The organism is Fictibacillus marinisediminis (genome assembly GCF_023149135.1).
Taxonomy (GTDB): Bacteria; Bacillota; Bacilli; order Bacillales; family Fictibacillaceae; genus Fictibacillus_C; species Fictibacillus_C marinisediminis.
Genome location: NZ_JAIWJX010000002.1, coordinates 4173637 through 4190740, shown reverse-complemented (window position 1 = coordinate 4190740; position 17104 = coordinate 4173637). Strand labels below are relative to the sequence as shown.

Here is a 17104-nt window from a genome sequence, read left to right as displayed (position 1 = left end):
TGTGGCCGGAAGAACGGAATTGAGCAAAACGGGCGCTGAATTGAGCCTAACTCATAAAAATTGAGCGAAACAAGCAATAATTGATCGGAACTGAATTTCCGGACTTATTCGCCGGTCGAACGCCATTCAATATCATCTATTCTCACATCCTAAATATTGACGCAATACCTACTTCTATTGTAGGATTACTATTAATTAAATAAATCTTATCCAGAGCGGCGGAGGGACTGGCCCTATGAAACCCGGCAACCTATTTTTAGAAGGTGCTAAATCCAGCAGGAGTAGATCCTGGAAGATAAGATGGAGCGGTCAAAACTTCCCCTTATCTAAAGGGGAAGTTTTTTTAGATAGTCGGAGGGTCAGGCCGTTGTCCTGACCGCTCCTCCGCACTGAAGGGATGGACTTTCAGGGTCTCTTTTAGTGGCAGAATGTTTTTAAAAGGAAGAGGGGAGAAAAAGGTAGATGAGATTTGGATTCTGGTTGCCGATCTTTGGCGGATGGCTGAGAAATGTGGAAAATGAGAACATGCCGCCGACGTTTGATTATGCGAAGAAGGTTATTCAATCCGCGGAAAAGTGGGGGTTTGACACGACGCTGATCGCGGAACTGTATTTGAATGATATAAAAGGACCTGAGCAGGACTCTCTGGAGGCTTGGACAACGGCGGCGGGTCTCGCGTCCGTAACGGAGAAAATAGAAATTATGACAGCGGTAAGGCCAGGATTCCATAATCCTGCTGTAACAGCGAAAATGGCGGCGAACATCGACCAAATGAGCGGCGGGAGGTTTACACTTAATGTCGTCTCCGCCTGGTGGGAAGAGGAAGCGAAGCAGTATGGCGGTATTTTTACTGCCCACGACGAAAGATATGAGCGTACGCAAGAGTTTCTTGATGTTCTAAAGGGGCTGTGGACAGAAGAAACCTTCAATTATTCCGGCAAGTTTTATCAGTTTAGCGATACGAAACTTTTCCCTAAACCTGTTCAGCGGCCGAATCCCATTCTGTATGCTGGCGGAGAAAGTGAAAGGGGTAAACAGGTTATCTCTTCCTCCTGTGACGCCTACGTCATGCATGGCGGCACAGTCGAAGAGATCGCCGTTAAGATCAATGACATGAAGAACCGCCGCGGGCAAACAGGGAAAGAACCTTTATCTTCGTTCGGAATGGCGGCCTATGTGATCTGCCGGGATACTGAAGAAGAAGCCCAAGCGGAGCTGCAGAGGATTACAGATGTAAAAGAGTCCAGCGCTTATGCTGGGTTTAAAGATTTTACGAGCAAATCGCAGCTGGAACAGCAGATTCAGCTGTACGACTACTCTGTTTCCAACCGGGGGCTGAGGCCGAATCTGATCGGCACTCCTGAACAGATTGCGGAGCGGATTGCAGCTTATGAAGAAGCCGGCCTCGGACTCCTTTTACTGCAATTCTCCCCTCAGTTAGAAGAAATGGAACGTTTCTCAAAACGGGTGATGCCTTTGGTGGAGAGCTATCGGAAAGAACATGCGAAATAAGGAGGATGACCATGAAAAAAGTATATATCATACATGAGAACGATGAATGGACAGATCATCTCACAAAGAGGCTGAATGAGCTGCAAGTGCCTTATGAGGCATGGCATCTAGATCAGGGAACGGTTAATCTGGCAGAAGCTCCGCCCGAGGGCATTTTTTACAGCCGCATGAGTGCTTCCTCCCATACAAGAGGACACCGTTATGCACCGGAACTTGCTGCCAGTGTCATTGCCTGGCTGGAAGCACATGGCCGAAAAGTGCTGAATGGCAGCCGCGCTCTTCAGCTTGAGGTGAGCAAGGTCGTTCAATATTTAGAGCTTGAGGCGCATGGGGTGAAGACGCCCAAAACCATTGCGGCTGTTGGCAAGGACCAAATTCTGCAGGCAGCTGAGCCGTTCAGCGGCAAACCATTTATCACAAAGCATAACCGTGCAGGAAAAGGCCTTGGTGTTCAGCTTTTCCATTCATATCAAGGATTGAAAGAGTATGTGCTCGGCCCTGATTTCGAAGAGCCGGTGGATGGCATCACATTGATACAGGAATATATTGAATCGCCGGAATCTTATATTACACGCTGCGAATTTGTCGGCGGCAAGTTTGTTTATGCGGTTCGGGTGGATACCTCAGAAGGCTTTGAGCTCTGTCCGGCAGACGCCTGCCAGATCGGCGACCTGTTTTGTCCTGCAGGAGAGGAAACGCCGGCCAAGCCGAAGTTTCAAATTCAGGAGAACTTCAATGAGTCAATCATTGAAAACTATATGAGGGTTCTGGCAGACAACAAGATTCATGTTGCCGGGATCGAATTTATAAAAGATAAGGACGGGACAATCTATACGTATGATATCAATACGAACACCAACTACAACTCTGATGCTGAAGCGGCTGCCGGAAAATATGGCATGCTGGAGCTTGCGAAATTTTTGCAGCAGCAGCTTGATTCATTGAATGCAGCAACCGTGCAATAAGACAAAAAGAGCCTCCCGCCAGTAGCGGGAGGCTCTTTGTTTTTTCATTATCTACATGAAAAAGGGGGTGATAGGGATGTCCTTAATATAGCAGACCCACTACACTGCAGAGGAATTATGTGACCTTTTTGATATGTTTAATAAATTTGTGACAAAGTCCGTTGTTTCACAGCCGGTTTCTGTCATATTTTTCCGGTATTTGTTTACTAGATTCATAGTATGATTTCTCCTTTCCGTGACCACAATGAGGATAGAAAAGGAAAGGGGAGTTTTAAACATGAAAAGATCAAAAAAATCGCTAATGACTATACTATTCCTATCGCTGATCGCGATGCTGCTGTTTTTTGAAACCCAAACGAAGGTGGCCGATGCCACCTTGAATGCCTCTGCTAAAATTCCGAGTGATGCCATCAGGCTACGGATTCTGGCAAACAGTGACGCGGAAAAAGATCAGGCACTGAAAAGAAGAATCCGGGATAAAGTGAACGAACAGATCACAACCTGGGTGGGTGGCCTGGATTCACATGATCAGGCCGAAAAAGTGATCCGAAAACATTTGCCTGAAGTTGAAAACGTGGTAAAGTCCTACTTGAAAGATGCAGGGCTCAACATTCCCTACAAAGTTCAATTCAACAATCACGTCGCCTTCCCGACAAAAATGTACGGAAATAATATCTACCCTGCCGGAAAGTATGAAGCGGTCCTCATTACACTTGGTAAAGGTAAAGGAGCCAATTGGTGGTGTGTATTGTTTCCGCCTCTATGTTTCCTTGATTTTGAAAACGGAGACGCGGTTAAAGCAGATCAGAAGGGTGTAAAGGAAGTAGCCTCAGGAACTGCTCAGGACGCCCCCGTTGTTCAAAAGCCTGAGGAAGAAAAAATAGAAGTTAAATTCTTTCTGGCAGACTTCTTTACCACCATCGCAGATAAGATCGGGAGTCTTTTCTCTTAAAAGCCCTGCATAACTTTCATGGTTGTTTCATAGACTTTTATAAAAAATGCTAGAGGGGTGAACACCATGACAATTCGTTTACGGGCGGCTATGCCGCATGAAGCAGGAAGTCTCGGTGAGCTGGTAAAGCAGGCAGGTCTCGGAACGGACGGGATCAGAGAGGGAATCGAGAACTATCTGGTTGTGGAAAATGATGAAGGAGATACGATCGGAACAGTGGGCCTGGAAAGAGTTGGCCAGGACGGGCTGCTGCGTTCCTTCGTCATCAAGAAAGAATATTCGAATGAACAACTATTTCTGCGATTGATTCAACGAATTTTGCTATACTGTAAGGAAAAAGGAGTGGAAACCCTGTATCTGCTTACGAAAGCTGTTCATCTCTTTGAGCCTTTATCGTTTCAGCCGGTACCCGAAAAAGGAACTCCTTCCCATATTGAGAATACCGCCCACTACAAGAAAACAGCTGAAAAAGATGTTGTACTCCTTTACTGCACCTTGAATGACAAATAATTATCCACAAGTTATGCACATTTCTGAAGCGTTTGTGTATAACTTGTGGATGATGTGCGGAATGAGCGTGAAGAACACAGATTGGGCGGTTTGAAAGGATTTTTCACATGAGAGAGTATAAAACCGAAGTATGGTCTGTGGATAAAAAAATGGATAAAGAAAAAGAATATCCACAAATTACGCAAGCTTCCTTGTGGATAAAGAAAAATGAAGTGGTGGCATTCCCTACAGAAACAGTATATGGACTTGGAGGAAACGCGCTCAGTGATGAAGCCATCGAGAAAATTTTCCAGGCAAAGGGAAGACCGAGTGATAATCCGCTGATCGTTCATATCGCAAGTACTGAACAGCTTGAGGGGATTGTTTCTTCCATCCCGGAACGGGCAAAAAAACTGATGGATGCGTTCTGGCCGGGTCCCCTGACACTGGTTCTGCCCAAGGGAGAGGATGTGGCCGGCCGGGTGACAGCGGGGTTATCCACAGTGGCTGTTCGGATGCCTGATCATCCCGTTGCCATGAAACTGATCAAGGAATGCGGCCTTCCGCTGGCGGCTCCCAGCGCCAATGTCTCTGGAAGGCCTTCTCCAACGACTGCCCAGCATGTTTATGAGGATTTAAAAGGTAGAATCCCTGGTATTCTGGACGGAGGGGCAACAGGGGTCGGTGTGGAATCCACAGTGGTCGACTGCACGGCCGAAACCCTTGTCATCCTTCGCCCGGGAGGAGTCACAAAAGAGCAGCTTGAAGAGGCGGCGGGTGAAACATCCATGGATCCTGGACTCCTCAATGAGAAGGAAGCACCCAAATCTCCGGGCATGAAATACACGCATTATGCGCCGGATGCTCCTCTTTATCTTGTGGATGGCTCTCCTGCGTTTTTGCAGGAGCTTATGGACAAGCAAAAAGAAGCAGGGCGAAAAATCGGTGTTCTCACTTCTGAAGAAAATGCATCCTTTTATCAGGCGGATACGATTATTCCGTGCGGGTCACGTGAAAAGCTGGAAAGTGTCGCACATCATCTGTATGACGCTTTGCGGGCGTTTAACGAGAGTGATGTGGATATCATCTATGGAGAAGTGTTTCCGAAAAAGGGTGTAGGTGCAGCCATTATGAACAGGCTTGAGAAATCGGCAGGCGGACGGATCATTAAAGAATAGAGCAAAAAAGAACAGGACAGCTGGCTGTCCTGTTCTTTTTATGGTTAGACAATAAAGGGGGTGCCCTCCTAAGCGATCGAGAGTATGGGAAGCACCACTTTAAAGGTGCTGCCTTGTCCCAGCTCGCTCTTCACCTGGATCCTCCCGCCATGGTCCTCAATAATCTTATAGCAGACCATGAGGCCGAGCCCTGTCCCTTTCTCTTTTGTTGTATAAAAGGGTTCACCGAGTGAAGGGAGCTTATCAGAAGGAATTCCGCACCCTTCATCCGCAAACGACACTACCAGATCGTTCTCTTCCCGTTCAATGGAAATAAACACGTTTCCGCCATCCGGCATCGCTTCGATCGCATTTTTCAGCAGATTGATAAATACCTGTTTAAGCTGGTTGTCCACACTGGAGATTACAGGCAGATCGTCCTCTGCATTAAAATAAATCTGCACGTTCATCAATATGGCCTGTGTTTCAATCAGTGAGATGACATGGCGCATCAGTTCAGTGATGTTGGTCGGCACGAGATGCATAACCTGCGGCTTGGCCAAGACCATAAATTCACTGACAATGGAATTGATCCTGTCAATTTCAGAGAGCATGATTTCATAGTACTCAAAGTCATTCTCTGCTTTCGATTCAAGCAGCTGCAAGAACCCTTTTATAGAGGTTAAAGGGTTGCGGATCTCATGGGCGACACCAGCAGCCAGCTGGCCCAGAACGGAAAGCTTATCGGATTTTCTAAGCATTTCTTCTGTTTTTTTTCGCTCGGTGAGATCTCTGGATACAACCACGATGCTTTCCACATGGCCTTTTTCATTGATGACTGGTGTTGCGTTTGTTTCCAATACAACATAGGAACCATCGTTATGTTTCCAGCGAGCTTCATATTTTACAGGCTGTCTCGATTGGACCATGCGGCGCATGAGGAGAGTCACCCGTTTTTTGTCATCTTCATGCAGGAAATCAATGGCATTTTTTCCTAGATAGTCTGCAGGATCCATACCTAAAATCATATTGTTGGAAGGTGAGGAGTATGTGATCTTCCCCTGCCTGTCGGATGTAGCGATTAGATCCATCGTATTTTCGGCAATGATGCGGTATTTTTCTTCGCTCTCACGCAAGGCTTTTTCCTGCCGTTTTTTTTCAGTGATATCACGCGAAATACCCGAGTATGCGTGTACTCGGCCGTTTTGATCAAATATGGGAAACAGCGTGACACTCGAGTTCAGCAGGGATCCATCTTTGCGCTGACAAATCATCTCGTGGCCTTTAATGGGAATTCCCTTTTTCACCGTCTGGATCATCTGCAGTGATTCCTGTAAATATTGATCAAGGACAATAGGGAAAATGGGGTTTCTGCAGTCCTTTAATTCTTCCTCTGTCCACCCGAACGTTTTTTCAAAAGCGGGGTTCAGCTTGATCGTTTGTTTATCGAAATCATAGATGGCGATCATGTCTGCAGAATGAGTAAACAGCGACTCCAGTGTTTCTTTTGTTTCCCTCAGTTCGGCTTCCTGCTTCTTCTTTTCCGTAATATCCTTTCCGATACAATACAGTCCCAGTACGTCATCGCTTACGATAATCGGTGTGATGGTCAGATTTACAAACCGAATTTCTCCGTCTTTTCTTTTCATCTTCGTATCGTATGTCTTTGGAGTGCCTTTAAGGGCCTCCTCAAAACCTTGGACTGATTTTTCCAGATGTTCTTCCATCAGCAGGGGATGAAAGGTCATGCTGAGCAGTTCTTTCCCCGAGTAGCCGGTAAGAAGTTCTGCAGCCGGATTGACGGTCGTAAACTTCCCTTGGGAATCAAGGGAAAATAGTGCATCGATGTTATGCTCGATCAGCGAGCGGAACCTTTGCTCACTTTCTTCCAGCTGCCTCTCCATCATAACCCTATGGATCAGATCGATGCTTAAGCCCCGCACCTCGACGACTTTTCCATTTTCAAAGACCGGATTTAACGATACGAGGAATGGGACATTGTTCAGTTGGGCTTCATATGTAATATTCTCTCCCTTCCAGGCCTGTTCGTAACAATCCATTTTAAATGCGGCGAGCTCTTTCGGAAAAATTTCTTCAGGAGTCTTTCCGATCACCCATTCTTCTTTATAGCCCAATGAGTCAGAGAGTTCACCGCTGCACTCGGTCATTACGAAAGTTTCGCCTGATTTAATAAACTTGAACATCATGCTCTGCTGTTTTGTAATCTCCATACGGTATGCTTTCTTTTTTGATTCAGCAACTGCCGGATGAATCGATTTCGCGTCTTCAGCCATGAAAATTTCCCCTCCGATTCTTCCCGTTTTTCTATAACCTTTATTTACGTTAAAAAAAACCATATCCCTGCTTATGTCGAAAATTGCTTTATATTTGGTTTTTTCGAGGGACGGAAACGCCGATTCTAATCAATGGCGGACCTGCATAAGGTTGTACTAGCGGAGTTAGGGGGAAAGTGAATGGACGTCGTAACAATCGGTGAATGGCTGACGCTGTGGCTCATGTCTTTTGCTCTTGGTATGGATGCTTTTTCTATTGGGATCGGCATGGGAATGCTGCAATTAAGGCTGAGGCAGATTGTGAAAATAGGAGTAGTCATCGGACTGTTTCATATTGGGATGCCTCTTGCAGGACTATTGCTTGGCAAGCAGATTTCTTCTCACTTTGGGGGTATTGCAGTCATCATCGGCGGTTGTTTGCTGCTCCTTCTTGGTTTGCAGATGATTCGTTCTTCCTTCAAGCCTGAGAATGAGCCGTTTGTGAATCCTGTCGGGTTTGGTCTGCTGCTTTTTGCTGTGAGCGCCAGCCTGGATAGTTTCTCTGTTGGACTAAGTCTGGGAATTTACGGAGCCCGTACGTTTCTCACCATATTCATGTTCGGAATCATGAGCATGCTGTTGACATGGGGAGGTCTGATGATGGGCAGAAAAGTTCAAAAGTGGCTCGGATCCTACAGTGAAGCGCTCGGCGGATTGATTCTGCTTGCTTTTGGGATCAAGCTCCTGCTTCCCTTATAATGCTGGAACAATAAATGAACGATTGGCACTGAGCCAATCTTTTTTTATACTTGTAAATAAAGACATTGAAGCTGAGGGTGGGAAATCATGAAAAAGATCTTATTTGTCTGTACAGGAAATACGTGCCGAAGTCCGATGGCGGCTGCATTGCTTAAATACCTGGGAAAGGGAAAAGTTGAAGTAAGGTCAGCTGGCGTCTTTGCCGCAGAGGGGTCAGGGGCGAGTACCCATGCGGTGACGGCGATGTCGGAAAAAGGCATCCCATTCAAACATGAATCCAAACCCTTGACTGAAACACTTGTCCGTTGGGCCGACCTTGTCCTGACGATGACAGAAAGCCATAAACATACGGTTTGCCATCAATATCCGGAGGCTGTGGAGAAAGCATACACACTTAAAGAATACATCTATCAGAACGATGACTATGAAAAGCAGCTTTCAGAGCTTCATCAGGCGTATGCTGAAATTGAAACAATAAGAGCTTTCTATAAAAATAAATGGGATCAGGCCGATACTAATGACAAGCAAGCGGTTCAGGAGAAATTTGAAGCTGATATTCAGCCTTTCAAAGAAAAAATCATCTCGCTGGAAAAAAGCTTGCCGTCCCTGGACATCATTGACCCGTTTGGCGGAAGTATCGATCTTTATCGCGAGACAAGAGCCGAGCTTGAAAGCCTCATTGAAAAACTCATAAAAAAGATTTAAACAGAGATGGCCTCTTCATATTTCCGTTATCACCGGTTGAAACAATGTAAAAATCGATTTAAAATTGAAGTAGAATACGGAAATATACAGGAGGATCAGATGAGAGTAGCGATTGGTTCAGACCATGCAGGAGTAGAGCTTCGTCAGGAAATTGTGAGCATGATGCAGGAGATGGGCATGGATGTAAAAGATATGGGCTGTGAATGCAGCACCTCGGTAGATTATCCGGATTACGCCATTCCCGTAGCGGAAATGGTGGCAAGCGGAGAGGCTGATCGGGGCATATTAATCTGCGGTACGGGAATAGGTATGAGTATAGCGGCAAACAAAGTAAAAGGAATCCGCTGTGCCCTTGTGCACGATTTGTTCAGCGCCAAAGCGACACGCCTGCACAATGACAGCAACGTGCTGGCGATGGGTGAACGGGTCATCGGACCTGGACTGGCTTTGGAAATTGCAAAGGTATGGCTGACGACAGAATATGAAGGCGGCCGCCACAGCAAACGAGTCGGAAAAATTTCTGATTATGAAGCGCAGGGTGCAAAATAGGCGGAAGTACCGCAACGAAAGGGTGACAGAAGAGGCTGGACGCTGATTCTCACCTCAAAAGAAGGGACGATTCAACCAATGAGTGACCAGCTGCAAACTGTTGAGAAGCAGGTCTTTCATGCACTATCTGATTTACAAAAACAGGCCCAGTTAAAGCCTGGACAGCTGCTGGTCGTAGGGGCCAGTACAAGTGAAGTAACCGGAGGGAAAATTGGCACTTCCGGAACGATGGAAGCGGCTCAAGCTCTTTATAACGGGGTAAAAACCTTTCAGGAAGAAAGTCAGGTCGTTCTTGCCTTTCAATGCTGTGAGCATTTGAACAGAGCACTTGTGATGGAGCGGGAAATCGCTGACAGGCTTCGATATGAAGAAGTCCGTGTTGTGCCTGCGCGTTCGGCAGGCGGCGCACTCGCCACCTATGCCTTCCATCATCTAAATGATCCAGTCGTCGTCGAATACATTAAAGCAGATGCCGGAATTGATATCGGGGATACCTTTATCGGCATGCATCTGAAGCATGTTGCTGTACCCGTAAGAACGGAAGTAAAAAGCATCGGGGAAGCCCACGTTACCCTCGCCAAAACAAGGCCAAAGCTGATTGGCGGAGAGCGTGCAGTATATCCATCCAAGGAAGACATCCGCTGCTTTTAATAGATAAAGAAAAAAACCGCCTGTAGAAGGGCGGTTTTTTTTGTGCTGGGGCGGGTGGTTTTTTATGAAAATGATGGGTTTTGCAAGTATTTGAAGCATTTTTGCAAGTAAGTGGGCGATTTTCGCAAGTAAACGCAGAGTTTCCGCAAGTAAACCATGTCGAACCGCAAGTAAAAGCATCAATTCCGCAAGTAACTCTTCCCCTCTGAAGTTTCCTGTTAGAACTTCTTCTCCGAAATCGCCGACCGCATGCGCTGCAGCGATTTTTTTGATTCTTCCTTGCCAGCCATCATCACATTCACATAGAGTGCATCGATAATACTGAGCTGTGCAATCCGGGAAGAGAGTGCTTCAGACCGGAATTCAGTCTCCCTCGAGATCGTATGCAGGGAAATATCAGCCTTCTCACTGAGCGGAGACTTTGCATAATCGGTAAGCGAGATGGTGCGGCAGCCGTTCTCTTTCGCCACCCTCATGACGTGCAGCAAATCCTTATTTGTTCCGGAATGGGAGATAAAGAGAGCCACATCCCGCTCCGTCAGCTGGGAAGCAGACATCAGCTGAAAGTGCGTATCGGTATAAGCGATGCTTGGTTTGCCGGTACGGATAAATTTATGATGAGCGTCCATAGCGATGATGCCTGATCCGCCGTTTCCGTAGAATTCGATCTTTTGAGCGGCGAGCAGGCAATCGACAGCCGCCTGAAAACTTTTTTCATCCAGCATCTGCCGGGTATCTTCGAGTGTGCCGATGTTGGATTGAAATACTTTTTCGGCGATCTGGGCAGGTGTGTCGCTTTCTAGTATGGTCTCATGGATATCCTGAAGCGGGCCGACAATATCAGAGGCAAGTGCAATTTTTAATGCTTGAAATCCCTTGAAGCCCAGCCTTTTACAAAACCGGAAGACCGTCGCATCCGCTACCTCCAAATGATCAGCCACTTCATTAATGCTCGAGTGGATGATATTTTGAGGATCCTCCAATATAAAGTCAGCAATCTTTTTTTCTTTTTCGCTTAATATGCCATAAGAAGAGCGAATTTTGGATAAACAGTTTGAAGCTGCCATGTTCGTTCTTCCTTTCTTTGTACCGTGACGTTTGGCTCTATCATAATATGAAATTTATTTTCTTGTAAACGGAAAAAATTTTAGTATATAATAGCGATGGAAGAAAAAAATTTTCACAAACCGTAATCATGGTTTGTTTGAAAGGGGCATTTATATATGCAAATCGGAATGATCGGCCTTGGTAAAATGGGTTACAATCTTGTTCTTAATCTGCTCGACCACAACCATGAGGTAGTAGCGACAGACGTGAACAAAGAACAGGTGAAAAATATTACGAACGATGGAGCAACAGGCGTTGAATCGATCAAAGAACTAGTCAGCGGACTAAGCACACCGCGTGTGGTTTGGATGATGGTACCTGCGGGAAACATAACGGAAGATGTTCTTGCTGAACTGAAAAACGTACTGGAGCCTGGAGATATTGTGATCGACGGCGGAAACTCCAACTATAAAGATACACTGCGACGTGCAGAAGAGTTAAAAGAAAAAGAGCTTCACTTTGTCGATGTAGGGACAAGCGGAGGCACTGACGGAGCACGAAACGGTGCTTGTACAATGATCGGTGCAGAGCCTGAAGTATTTGAAATCATCGAACCGATTTTCAAAGATCTTTCCGTGGAAAACGGCTACCTCTATACAGGAAAAGTCGGAAGCGGACATTTCTTGAAAATGGTTCATAACGGCATCGAGTACGGTATGATGCAGGCGATCGCTGAAGGATTCGAAGTTCTTGAGAAAAGCCAGTTTGATTATGACTATGAAGCCGTTGCGAAAATGTGGAACCACGGTTCAGTTGTCCGCTCTTGGCTCATGGAGCTGACTCAGAACGCATTCTCCAAAGATCCTAAGCTTGAAGGCATTAAAGGGGTGATGAACTCTTCTGGAGAAGGAAAATGGACAGTGGAAGCTGCCCTGGACCTTCAAGTTCCAGCACCGGTTATCGCTCTTTCCCTCATGATGCGCTACCGTTCACTTGAGGACGATACGTTCACAGGCAAGGTAGTAGCTGCTCTTCGCAATGAATTCGGCGGGCATGCAGTGGTAAAAAAATAATTTCAAGCAAAGGGGGTGACTTATTCTAATAGTGTCACCCTCTCTTTTTATCATGTAATTTCAAACGGACTTCGTTACATACTAAGCTATAGACAGGCAAGTGTAAGATCGGAAAGGATGATAGGTATGGATTCAAAAAAGTACTTGATGGGTGTGGACATCGGGACAACGAGTACGAAAGCAGTGATATTTGACCGAAAAGGAGCTGTCATTTCTCAGCATACAGTGGGCTATCCGCTGCTAAGTCCAACGCCTTCTACTGCAGAGCAGGAGCCGGAAGAAATTCTGAGAGCCGTATTTTCCTGTATTAAACTAAATATGGCAAAGAGTCTCGTTTCTCCAGATGATCTTGAGCTGATCTCATTCAGTTCAGCGATGCACAGTGTCATTGCAGTGGATGCCAAGGGGAATGCACTGACGAAGAGTATCACGTGGGCGGATAACAGAAGTGCTTCCTATGCCGAAAAAATTAAGGAAGAACTGAACGGCCATGAAGTTTACTTAAGAACAGGTACACCAATCCACCCGATGTCGCCGCTGTCAAAGCTTCTCTGGATGAAGCATGAACTGAATGAAGCCTATACGCTTGCACATAAGTTTATCGGGATCAAAGAGTATGTGTTTTACAAGCTTTTCGGAGAGTTTCTTATCGACTATTCCATCGCATCGTCAACAGGAATGATGAACCTTGAAAAGCTGGAATGGGATGAGGAAGCATTGAGCATTGCCGGCATTACGAGTGAAAAACTTTCCACGCTTGTTCCGACTACCCATGTTGTGAAAGGGCTTGCGCCAGAACTTGCCGAAAAACTGGGCATACGCACGGAAACTCCGTTTATTATCGGAGCCAGTGACGGCGTGCTTTCCAATCTTGGTGTTAACGCAATTGAACCGGGTGTTGTTGCCGTTACGATCGGGACAAGCGGTGCCATCCGTACGGTCAGTGACAAGCCGATCACCGACCAGAAAGGCCGGACGTTCTGTTATGCGCTGACGGATAAACATTGGGTGATCGGGGGACCTGTAAACAACGGCGGCATGACGTTTCGATGGGTCAGAGACCAGTTCGGTGCTGCTGAGGCAGAAACGGCAAAGCGCCTTGGAGTCGATCCTTACGAGATGCTGACTGAGATCGCAAAAAAGGTCTCTCCCGGAGCCGACGGGCTTTTATTTCACCCGTACATGGCAGGAGAACGGGCGCCGCTCTGGAACGCCAATGCGCGCGGCTCATTCTTTGGGCTTGCTCTTTACCATAAAAAAGAGCATATGATCCGGGCGGTGCTCGAAGGGGTTATTTTCAACCTTTACAGTGTCTTGCTCGCTCTTCAGGAATTAATCGGGATTCCAAAAGGGGTGCAGGCGACTGGCGGGTTTGCCCGTTCTGCTCTTTGGCGGCAGATGATGGCTGACATCTTCAATCAAGATGTGACGATTCCTGAGAGTTTCGAAAGCTCTTGTCTCGGGGCGGTCATCCTTGGATTGTATGCATTAGAAGAAATTGATGATTTCTCCATCGTATCCGAAATGGTCGGCAGCACGCATCAGCACAAGCCAAACCCTGAAAACGTCGATACGTATCAGGAGCTGATGTCCATCTTCCTATCCGTCTCACGCAGCCTGGAGGATGAGTATAAACAGATTGCCGATTTCCAAAGAAAAAGGCTCGAACAATAACCGTAAGGAGGAGCTGTCCAGAAAGTCATAGTAAACTGACCTTCTGGCAGCTCCTTTGTTTAGAAAGGCATCTTCTTTGATTAGTTGATTGGAGTGGAAGGTGCGAGACTCCCGCGGGATGAGCGTGACAGGTGGAACCCACAGGCGCAAGCGCCGAGGGGTTCAGCGCACGCCCCGCGGAAAGCGAGCAGCCTGGAACGGAAATTAACTGCTGCCAGATAGACATCCTGTTTCTATGCTTGCTAACGGCTTATTGGACAGCTCCTACTTACCTGAAAAAATGGAAGCGGCTACTCTTTTTTAAATTAAAAGAGACGTAACAAATCCCCGGAAGGCTATGTTACAATGGGTTTGAATTAAGGACTTTTACACGAAGGGGATGCGCACACTTGGAAAAGCTAGCTGTTCAAGATCAAGAAGTTTTTGCTGCTATACAGGACGAACTAGGCCGTCAGCGGAATAAGATTGAGCTTATTGCATCAGAAAACTTTGTAAGTCAAGCGGTAATGGAGGCTCAAGGATCCGTACTGACCAACAAGTACGCGGAAGGATATCCTGGACGCCGTTATTACGGAGGATGCGAATATGTTGACGTAGCTGAGGATTTAGCAAGAGACCGTGCCAAGAAAATCTTTGGAGCGGAACATGTCAACGTTCAGCCTCATTCCGGTGCACAGGCGAATATGGCTGTGTATTTTACCGTATTGGAGCCAGGTGACACTGTCCTCGGAATGAATCTATCACACGGAGGGCATTTGACTCACGGAAGCCCGGTTAACTTTTCCGGCGTTTTGTACAATTTTGTAGAGTATGGGGTGGACAAAGAAACTCATCTCATCAACTATGAGGATGTCCGCCAAAAAGCGCTTGAGCATAAGCCGAAAGTGATCGTGGCTGGTGCGAGTGCCTATCCAAGAGCTATTGATTTCAAAAAGTTCCGTGAGATTGCCGATGAAGCAGGAGCGTATCTCATGGTAGACATGGCGCATATCGCTGGGCTTGTGGCAGCGGGGCTTCATGAGAATCCGGTTCCTTACGCTGATTTTGTAACAACAACTACGCATAAAACATTGCGCGGCCCTCGCGGCGGAATGATTTTCTGTAAAGAAGAGTTTGCCAAGAAAATTGATAAATCCATTTTCCCTGGAATCCAGGGTGGACCCCTTATGCATGTAATTGCAGCTAAAGCTGTCGCATTTGGCGAAGCATTAAGCGAAGACTTTAAAACGTATGCCGGACAAATCATTGATAACGCAAAAAGGCTGGCTGATTCTCTTAAAAAAGAAGGAATCACGCTTGTGTCCGATGGCACGGACAATCATTTGATCCTGATTGACGTAAGCAAGCTCGGCATTACGGGCAAGATTGCTGAAAAAGCATTGGATGATGTCGGTATTACCGTAAACAAAAACACGATTCCATTCGATACTGAAAGCCCGTTTGTAACAAGCGGAATCCGTATCGGTACTGCTGCTGTTACATCCCGTGGCTTCGGACTTGAAGACATGGATGAAATTGCATCCCTGATCGCGCTTGTTGTTAAAAATCCTGAAGGTGAAGAAGCATTGAAGGAAGCAAGCGAGCGTGTAGCTGCTCTTGCCGGGAAGTATAAGCTGTACGAGTAAGAAAAGAATTGTTTTTACAAAGGCGTCCTGCAGAGGGCGTCTTTTTTTTTATCTTAGGGCTCTTTTCTAAAAGATTGTTACTTTGGGAACATTTTTGGAAATACCCTTCATTGACAAGTTGATTGGAGTGTAAGGTGCGAGACTCCTGCGGGGGAAGCGTGGCAGGTGAGACTACGCAGGCGCATGCGCCGAGGAGGCTCAGCGCACGCCCCGCGGAAAGCGAGCAGCCTGAAACGGAAATCGACCACCCCAAAAAGCAATAAAGGTTACGAAAACAGCCTATCTTTAAGAATTTCCCATCGCTTTAAAGGAACCCTCAAGTCTTTTACCTCAAAAGCGGGAGGTGTGATAGCTGGCGGTTCAATCACACCTCGCTTAAATTCTGTAAAGTTAAGAGAATGTTCATTTGTAAATTGCAGAAAACTTGTATACTCTTAAGGAGAATTGATCTGTGATTGAATAGTTAGTATATAAATTTAAGGTAGTAGAGGTGAAAAGATGGCTAAACAAAAACCAAAAGGAAAGAGCAAGGCAAAGTCTCAGACGAAAAACTATGTCCGAAACAAAAACCAAAAATCATCAAGCTGGATTTTCTGGTTCATCGGTATTATTGCGTTAGGTATCATTGTCGTCTTATTTGTGGGCAATCCGGGGGACAAGGGGAAAGACTCGAATCAAAGTGTCTCGATTGATTATAAAGGGCAGCCTTACTTAGGGGATCAATCTGCTGATGTGAAGGTTATTGAATTTGGGGATTATAAATGCCCGATCTGCAAAAACTTCAACATGTCATTTTTCCCTGAAGTTGATAAAGACCTGATTAAAACAGGCAAAATAAAGTTTTATTTTATCAACTACCCGTTCATCAACGTAGATTCAAGGCGATCGGCACAGTTTGCGGAAACCGTGTATGCGGAACTAGGCAACGACAGCTTTTGGAAGTTCCACGAGCTCTTATATAAAAAGCAGCCCTCAGACCCAGAAGACGAACACCGGGATATCTTTAAAGAGGACTTTCTGGTGAAGACGCTGGCAGAAGCGACGTCTGAAAAAGATGCAGCCAAAGTGAAAAAGGCATTCAGCAGCTCGAATCATGATGAGGACGTAAAGAAGGATGAGGCACTCGTAAGCAAGCTAAACGTGGACTCTACTCCGACACTCTTTGTAAACGGCAAAAAGTTTACAGGAAGCACGTACGGAGACTTTAAGAAACAAGTAGAAGAAGCAGCGAAAGGGAAGAAGTAAGATGAACAAGCCTTTGTTGCTGAGCTGGCTGACGGCCATCATCGCGGTCATCGGCTCACTTTACTTCAGTGAGGTCATGCATTACGTTCCGTGTACATTTTGCTGGTACCAGAGGATCCTGATGTACCCGCTCGCCGTATTTCTCGGTGTGGCTTTCTACCATCAGGACAGCAGAATTGCCCGTTATGTGCTGCCTCTCTCTGTTTTAGGTATATTTGTGTCAGGCTATCACATCGCGCTGCAAAAGATTCCGGCATTGCAGGAATTTGAAGTATGCACATCAGGTGTGCCTTGTTCGCAGGATTATATCAACTGGCTTGGCTTTATCACGATCCCGATGCTCGCCTTCACAGCCTTTGTGATCATTACAGTGAGCATGATCGTAATGAGCAGAAAAGGATAACCGTCTTGCCGCAGCTGCCAGAAAG

The 17104-nt window shown here is 46.3% G+C and carries 16 protein-coding genes and 1 riboswitch; of the genes, 14 read left to right on the top strand and 2 right to left on the bottom strand.

Annotated features, from left to right (window positions below):
- Positions 1-203 precede the first annotated feature (203 nt).
- Positions 204-302: riboswitch (SAM riboswitch) on the top strand.
- 160 nt (positions 303-462) lie between these two features.
- From LCY76_RS21830 to LCY76_RS21810, 5 genes are all read left to right on the top strand, one after another.
- Positions 463-1512, top strand: a complete 1050-nt coding sequence (locus tag LCY76_RS21830) for an LLM class flavin-dependent oxidoreductase (protein ID WP_248254422.1) — start codon at positions 463-465, stop codon at positions 1510-1512.
- An 11-nt stretch (positions 1513-1523) separates the two neighbouring features.
- Entirely contained in the window at positions 1524-2477 is a 954-nt protein-coding gene (locus LCY76_RS21825) for an ATP-grasp domain-containing protein (RefSeq protein WP_248254421.1), read from the top strand.
- A 277-nt stretch (positions 2478-2754) separates the two neighbouring features.
- A complete protein-coding gene (gene spoIIR / locus LCY76_RS21820; protein WP_248254420.1) occupies positions 2755-3429 on the top strand; it encodes a stage II sporulation protein R in 675 nt (224 codons plus the stop codon).
- A gap of 66 nt (positions 3430-3495) precedes the next feature.
- Entirely contained in the window at positions 3496-3939 is a 444-nt protein-coding gene (locus LCY76_RS21815; protein WP_248254419.1) for a GNAT family N-acetyltransferase, read from the top strand.
- Positions 3940-4046: 107 nt separating this feature from the next.
- A complete protein-coding gene (locus tag LCY76_RS21810) occupies positions 4047-5096 on the top strand; it encodes an L-threonylcarbamoyladenylate synthase (protein ID WP_248254418.1) in 1050 nt (349 codons plus the stop codon).
- A gap of 68 nt (positions 5097-5164) precedes the next feature.
- Here the strand turns inward: LCY76_RS21810 and LCY76_RS21805 are convergent, their stop codons facing one another.
- A complete protein-coding gene (locus LCY76_RS21805; RefSeq protein ID WP_248254417.1) occupies positions 5165-7369 on the bottom strand; it encodes a PAS domain S-box protein in 2205 nt (734 codons plus the stop codon).
- Positions 7370-7549: 180 nt separating this feature from the next.
- Here LCY76_RS21805 and LCY76_RS21800 point away from each other — a divergent pair, with 180 nt between their 5' ends.
- From LCY76_RS21800 to LCY76_RS21785, 4 genes are all read left to right on the top strand, one after another.
- Complete coding sequence (locus LCY76_RS21800) at positions 7550-8107, top strand: manganese efflux pump MntP (RefSeq protein ID WP_248254416.1); 558 nt, start codon at positions 7550-7552, stop codon at positions 8105-8107.
- Between the two features lie 87 nt (positions 8108-8194).
- Positions 8195-8812: a low molecular weight protein arginine phosphatase gene (locus tag LCY76_RS21795; RefSeq protein ID WP_248254415.1), complete on the top strand. Its 618-nt coding sequence runs from the start codon at positions 8195-8197 to the stop codon at positions 8810-8812.
- 99 nt (positions 8813-8911) lie between these two features.
- Complete coding sequence (gene rpiB, locus LCY76_RS21790; protein ID WP_053356459.1) at positions 8912-9361, top strand: ribose 5-phosphate isomerase B; 450 nt, start codon at positions 8912-8914, stop codon at positions 9359-9361.
- 78 nt (positions 9362-9439) lie between these two features.
- The gene (locus tag LCY76_RS21785) at positions 9440-10012 is read left to right on the top strand and encodes a TIGR01440 family protein (protein WP_248254414.1); all 573 of its coding nucleotides are present in this window, start codon (positions 9440-9442) and stop codon (positions 10010-10012) included.
- Between the two features lie 218 nt (positions 10013-10230).
- Here the strand turns inward: LCY76_RS21785 and LCY76_RS21780 are convergent, their stop codons facing one another.
- The gene (locus LCY76_RS21780) at positions 10231-11079 is read right to left on the bottom strand and encodes a MurR/RpiR family transcriptional regulator (RefSeq protein WP_248254413.1); all 849 of its coding nucleotides are present in this window, start codon (positions 11077-11079) and stop codon (positions 10231-10233) included.
- Between the two features lie 156 nt (positions 11080-11235).
- Between LCY76_RS21780 and gnd the strand changes: the two genes are divergently transcribed.
- The 5 genes from gnd (at position 11236) to LCY76_RS21755 (ending at position 17079) form a co-directional block, all read left to right on the top strand.
- On the top strand, positions 11236-12132 hold the full coding sequence (gene gnd / locus LCY76_RS21775; RefSeq protein WP_053356463.1) for a phosphogluconate dehydrogenase (NAD(+)-dependent, decarboxylating): 897 nt from the start codon (positions 11236-11238) through the stop codon (positions 12130-12132).
- 126 nt (positions 12133-12258) lie between these two features.
- A complete protein-coding gene (gene gntK, locus LCY76_RS21770; protein WP_248254412.1) occupies positions 12259-13806 on the top strand; it encodes a gluconokinase in 1548 nt (515 codons plus the stop codon).
- A gap of 389 nt (positions 13807-14195) precedes the next feature.
- Positions 14196-15431, top strand: coding sequence for a serine hydroxymethyltransferase (gene glyA / locus LCY76_RS21765; protein ID WP_062238307.1), 1236 nt, complete (start codon positions 14196-14198; stop codon positions 15429-15431).
- A 498-nt stretch (positions 15432-15929) separates the two neighbouring features.
- A complete protein-coding gene (locus tag LCY76_RS21760) occupies positions 15930-16676 on the top strand; it encodes a DsbA family protein (protein WP_248254411.1) in 747 nt (248 codons plus the stop codon).
- A 1-nt stretch (position 16677) separates the two neighbouring features.
- Positions 16678-17079, top strand: coding sequence for a disulfide oxidoreductase (locus LCY76_RS21755; protein ID WP_248254410.1), 402 nt, complete (start codon positions 16678-16680; stop codon positions 17077-17079).
- Positions 17080-17104 lie beyond the last annotated feature (25 nt).

What these genes read in the sequence shown, in the direction of transcription:
- LCY76_RS21785 (WP_248254414.1), top strand. Translation starts at nt 9,440, where the DNA reads ATGAGTGACCAGCTGCAAACTGTTGAGAAGCAGGTCTTTCATGCACTA.
- LCY76_RS21830 (WP_248254422.1), top strand. Translation starts at nt 463, where the DNA reads ATGAGATTTGGATTCTGGTTGCCGATCTTTGGCGGATGGCTGAGAAAT.
- LCY76_RS21755 (WP_248254410.1), top strand. Translation starts at nt 16,678, where the DNA reads ATGAACAAGCCTTTGTTGCTGAGCTGGCTGACGGCCATCATCGCGGTC.
- LCY76_RS21760 (WP_248254411.1), top strand. Translation starts at nt 15,930, where the DNA reads ATGGCTAAACAAAAACCAAAAGGAAAGAGCAAGGCAAAGTCTCAGACG.
- gntK (WP_248254412.1), top strand. Translation starts at nt 12,259, where the DNA reads ATGGATTCAAAAAAGTACTTGATGGGTGTGGACATCGGGACAACGAGT.
- LCY76_RS21805 (WP_248254417.1), bottom strand. Translation starts at nt 7,369, where the DNA reads ATGGCTGAAGACGCGAAATCGATTCATCCGGCAGTTGCTGAATCAAAA.
- LCY76_RS21810 (WP_248254418.1), top strand. Translation starts at nt 4,047, where the DNA reads ATGAGAGAGTATAAAACCGAAGTATGGTCTGTGGATAAAAAAATGGAT.
- LCY76_RS21800 (WP_248254416.1), top strand. Translation starts at nt 7,550, where the DNA reads ATGGACGTCGTAACAATCGGTGAATGGCTGACGCTGTGGCTCATGTCT.
- rpiB (WP_053356459.1), top strand. Translation starts at nt 8,912, where the DNA reads ATGAGAGTAGCGATTGGTTCAGACCATGCAGGAGTAGAGCTTCGTCAG.
- LCY76_RS21825 (WP_248254421.1), top strand. Translation starts at nt 1,524, where the DNA reads ATGAAAAAAGTATATATCATACATGAGAACGATGAATGGACAGATCAT.
- spoIIR (WP_248254420.1), top strand. Translation starts at nt 2,755, where the DNA reads ATGAAAAGATCAAAAAAATCGCTAATGACTATACTATTCCTATCGCTG.
- LCY76_RS21815 (WP_248254419.1), top strand. Translation starts at nt 3,496, where the DNA reads ATGACAATTCGTTTACGGGCGGCTATGCCGCATGAAGCAGGAAGTCTC.
- LCY76_RS21780 (WP_248254413.1), bottom strand. Translation starts at nt 11,079, where the DNA reads ATGGCAGCTTCAAACTGTTTATCCAAAATTCGCTCTTCTTATGGCATA.
- gnd (WP_053356463.1), top strand. Translation starts at nt 11,236, where the DNA reads ATGCAAATCGGAATGATCGGCCTTGGTAAAATGGGTTACAATCTTGTT.
- LCY76_RS21795 (WP_248254415.1), top strand. Translation starts at nt 8,195, where the DNA reads ATGAAAAAGATCTTATTTGTCTGTACAGGAAATACGTGCCGAAGTCCG.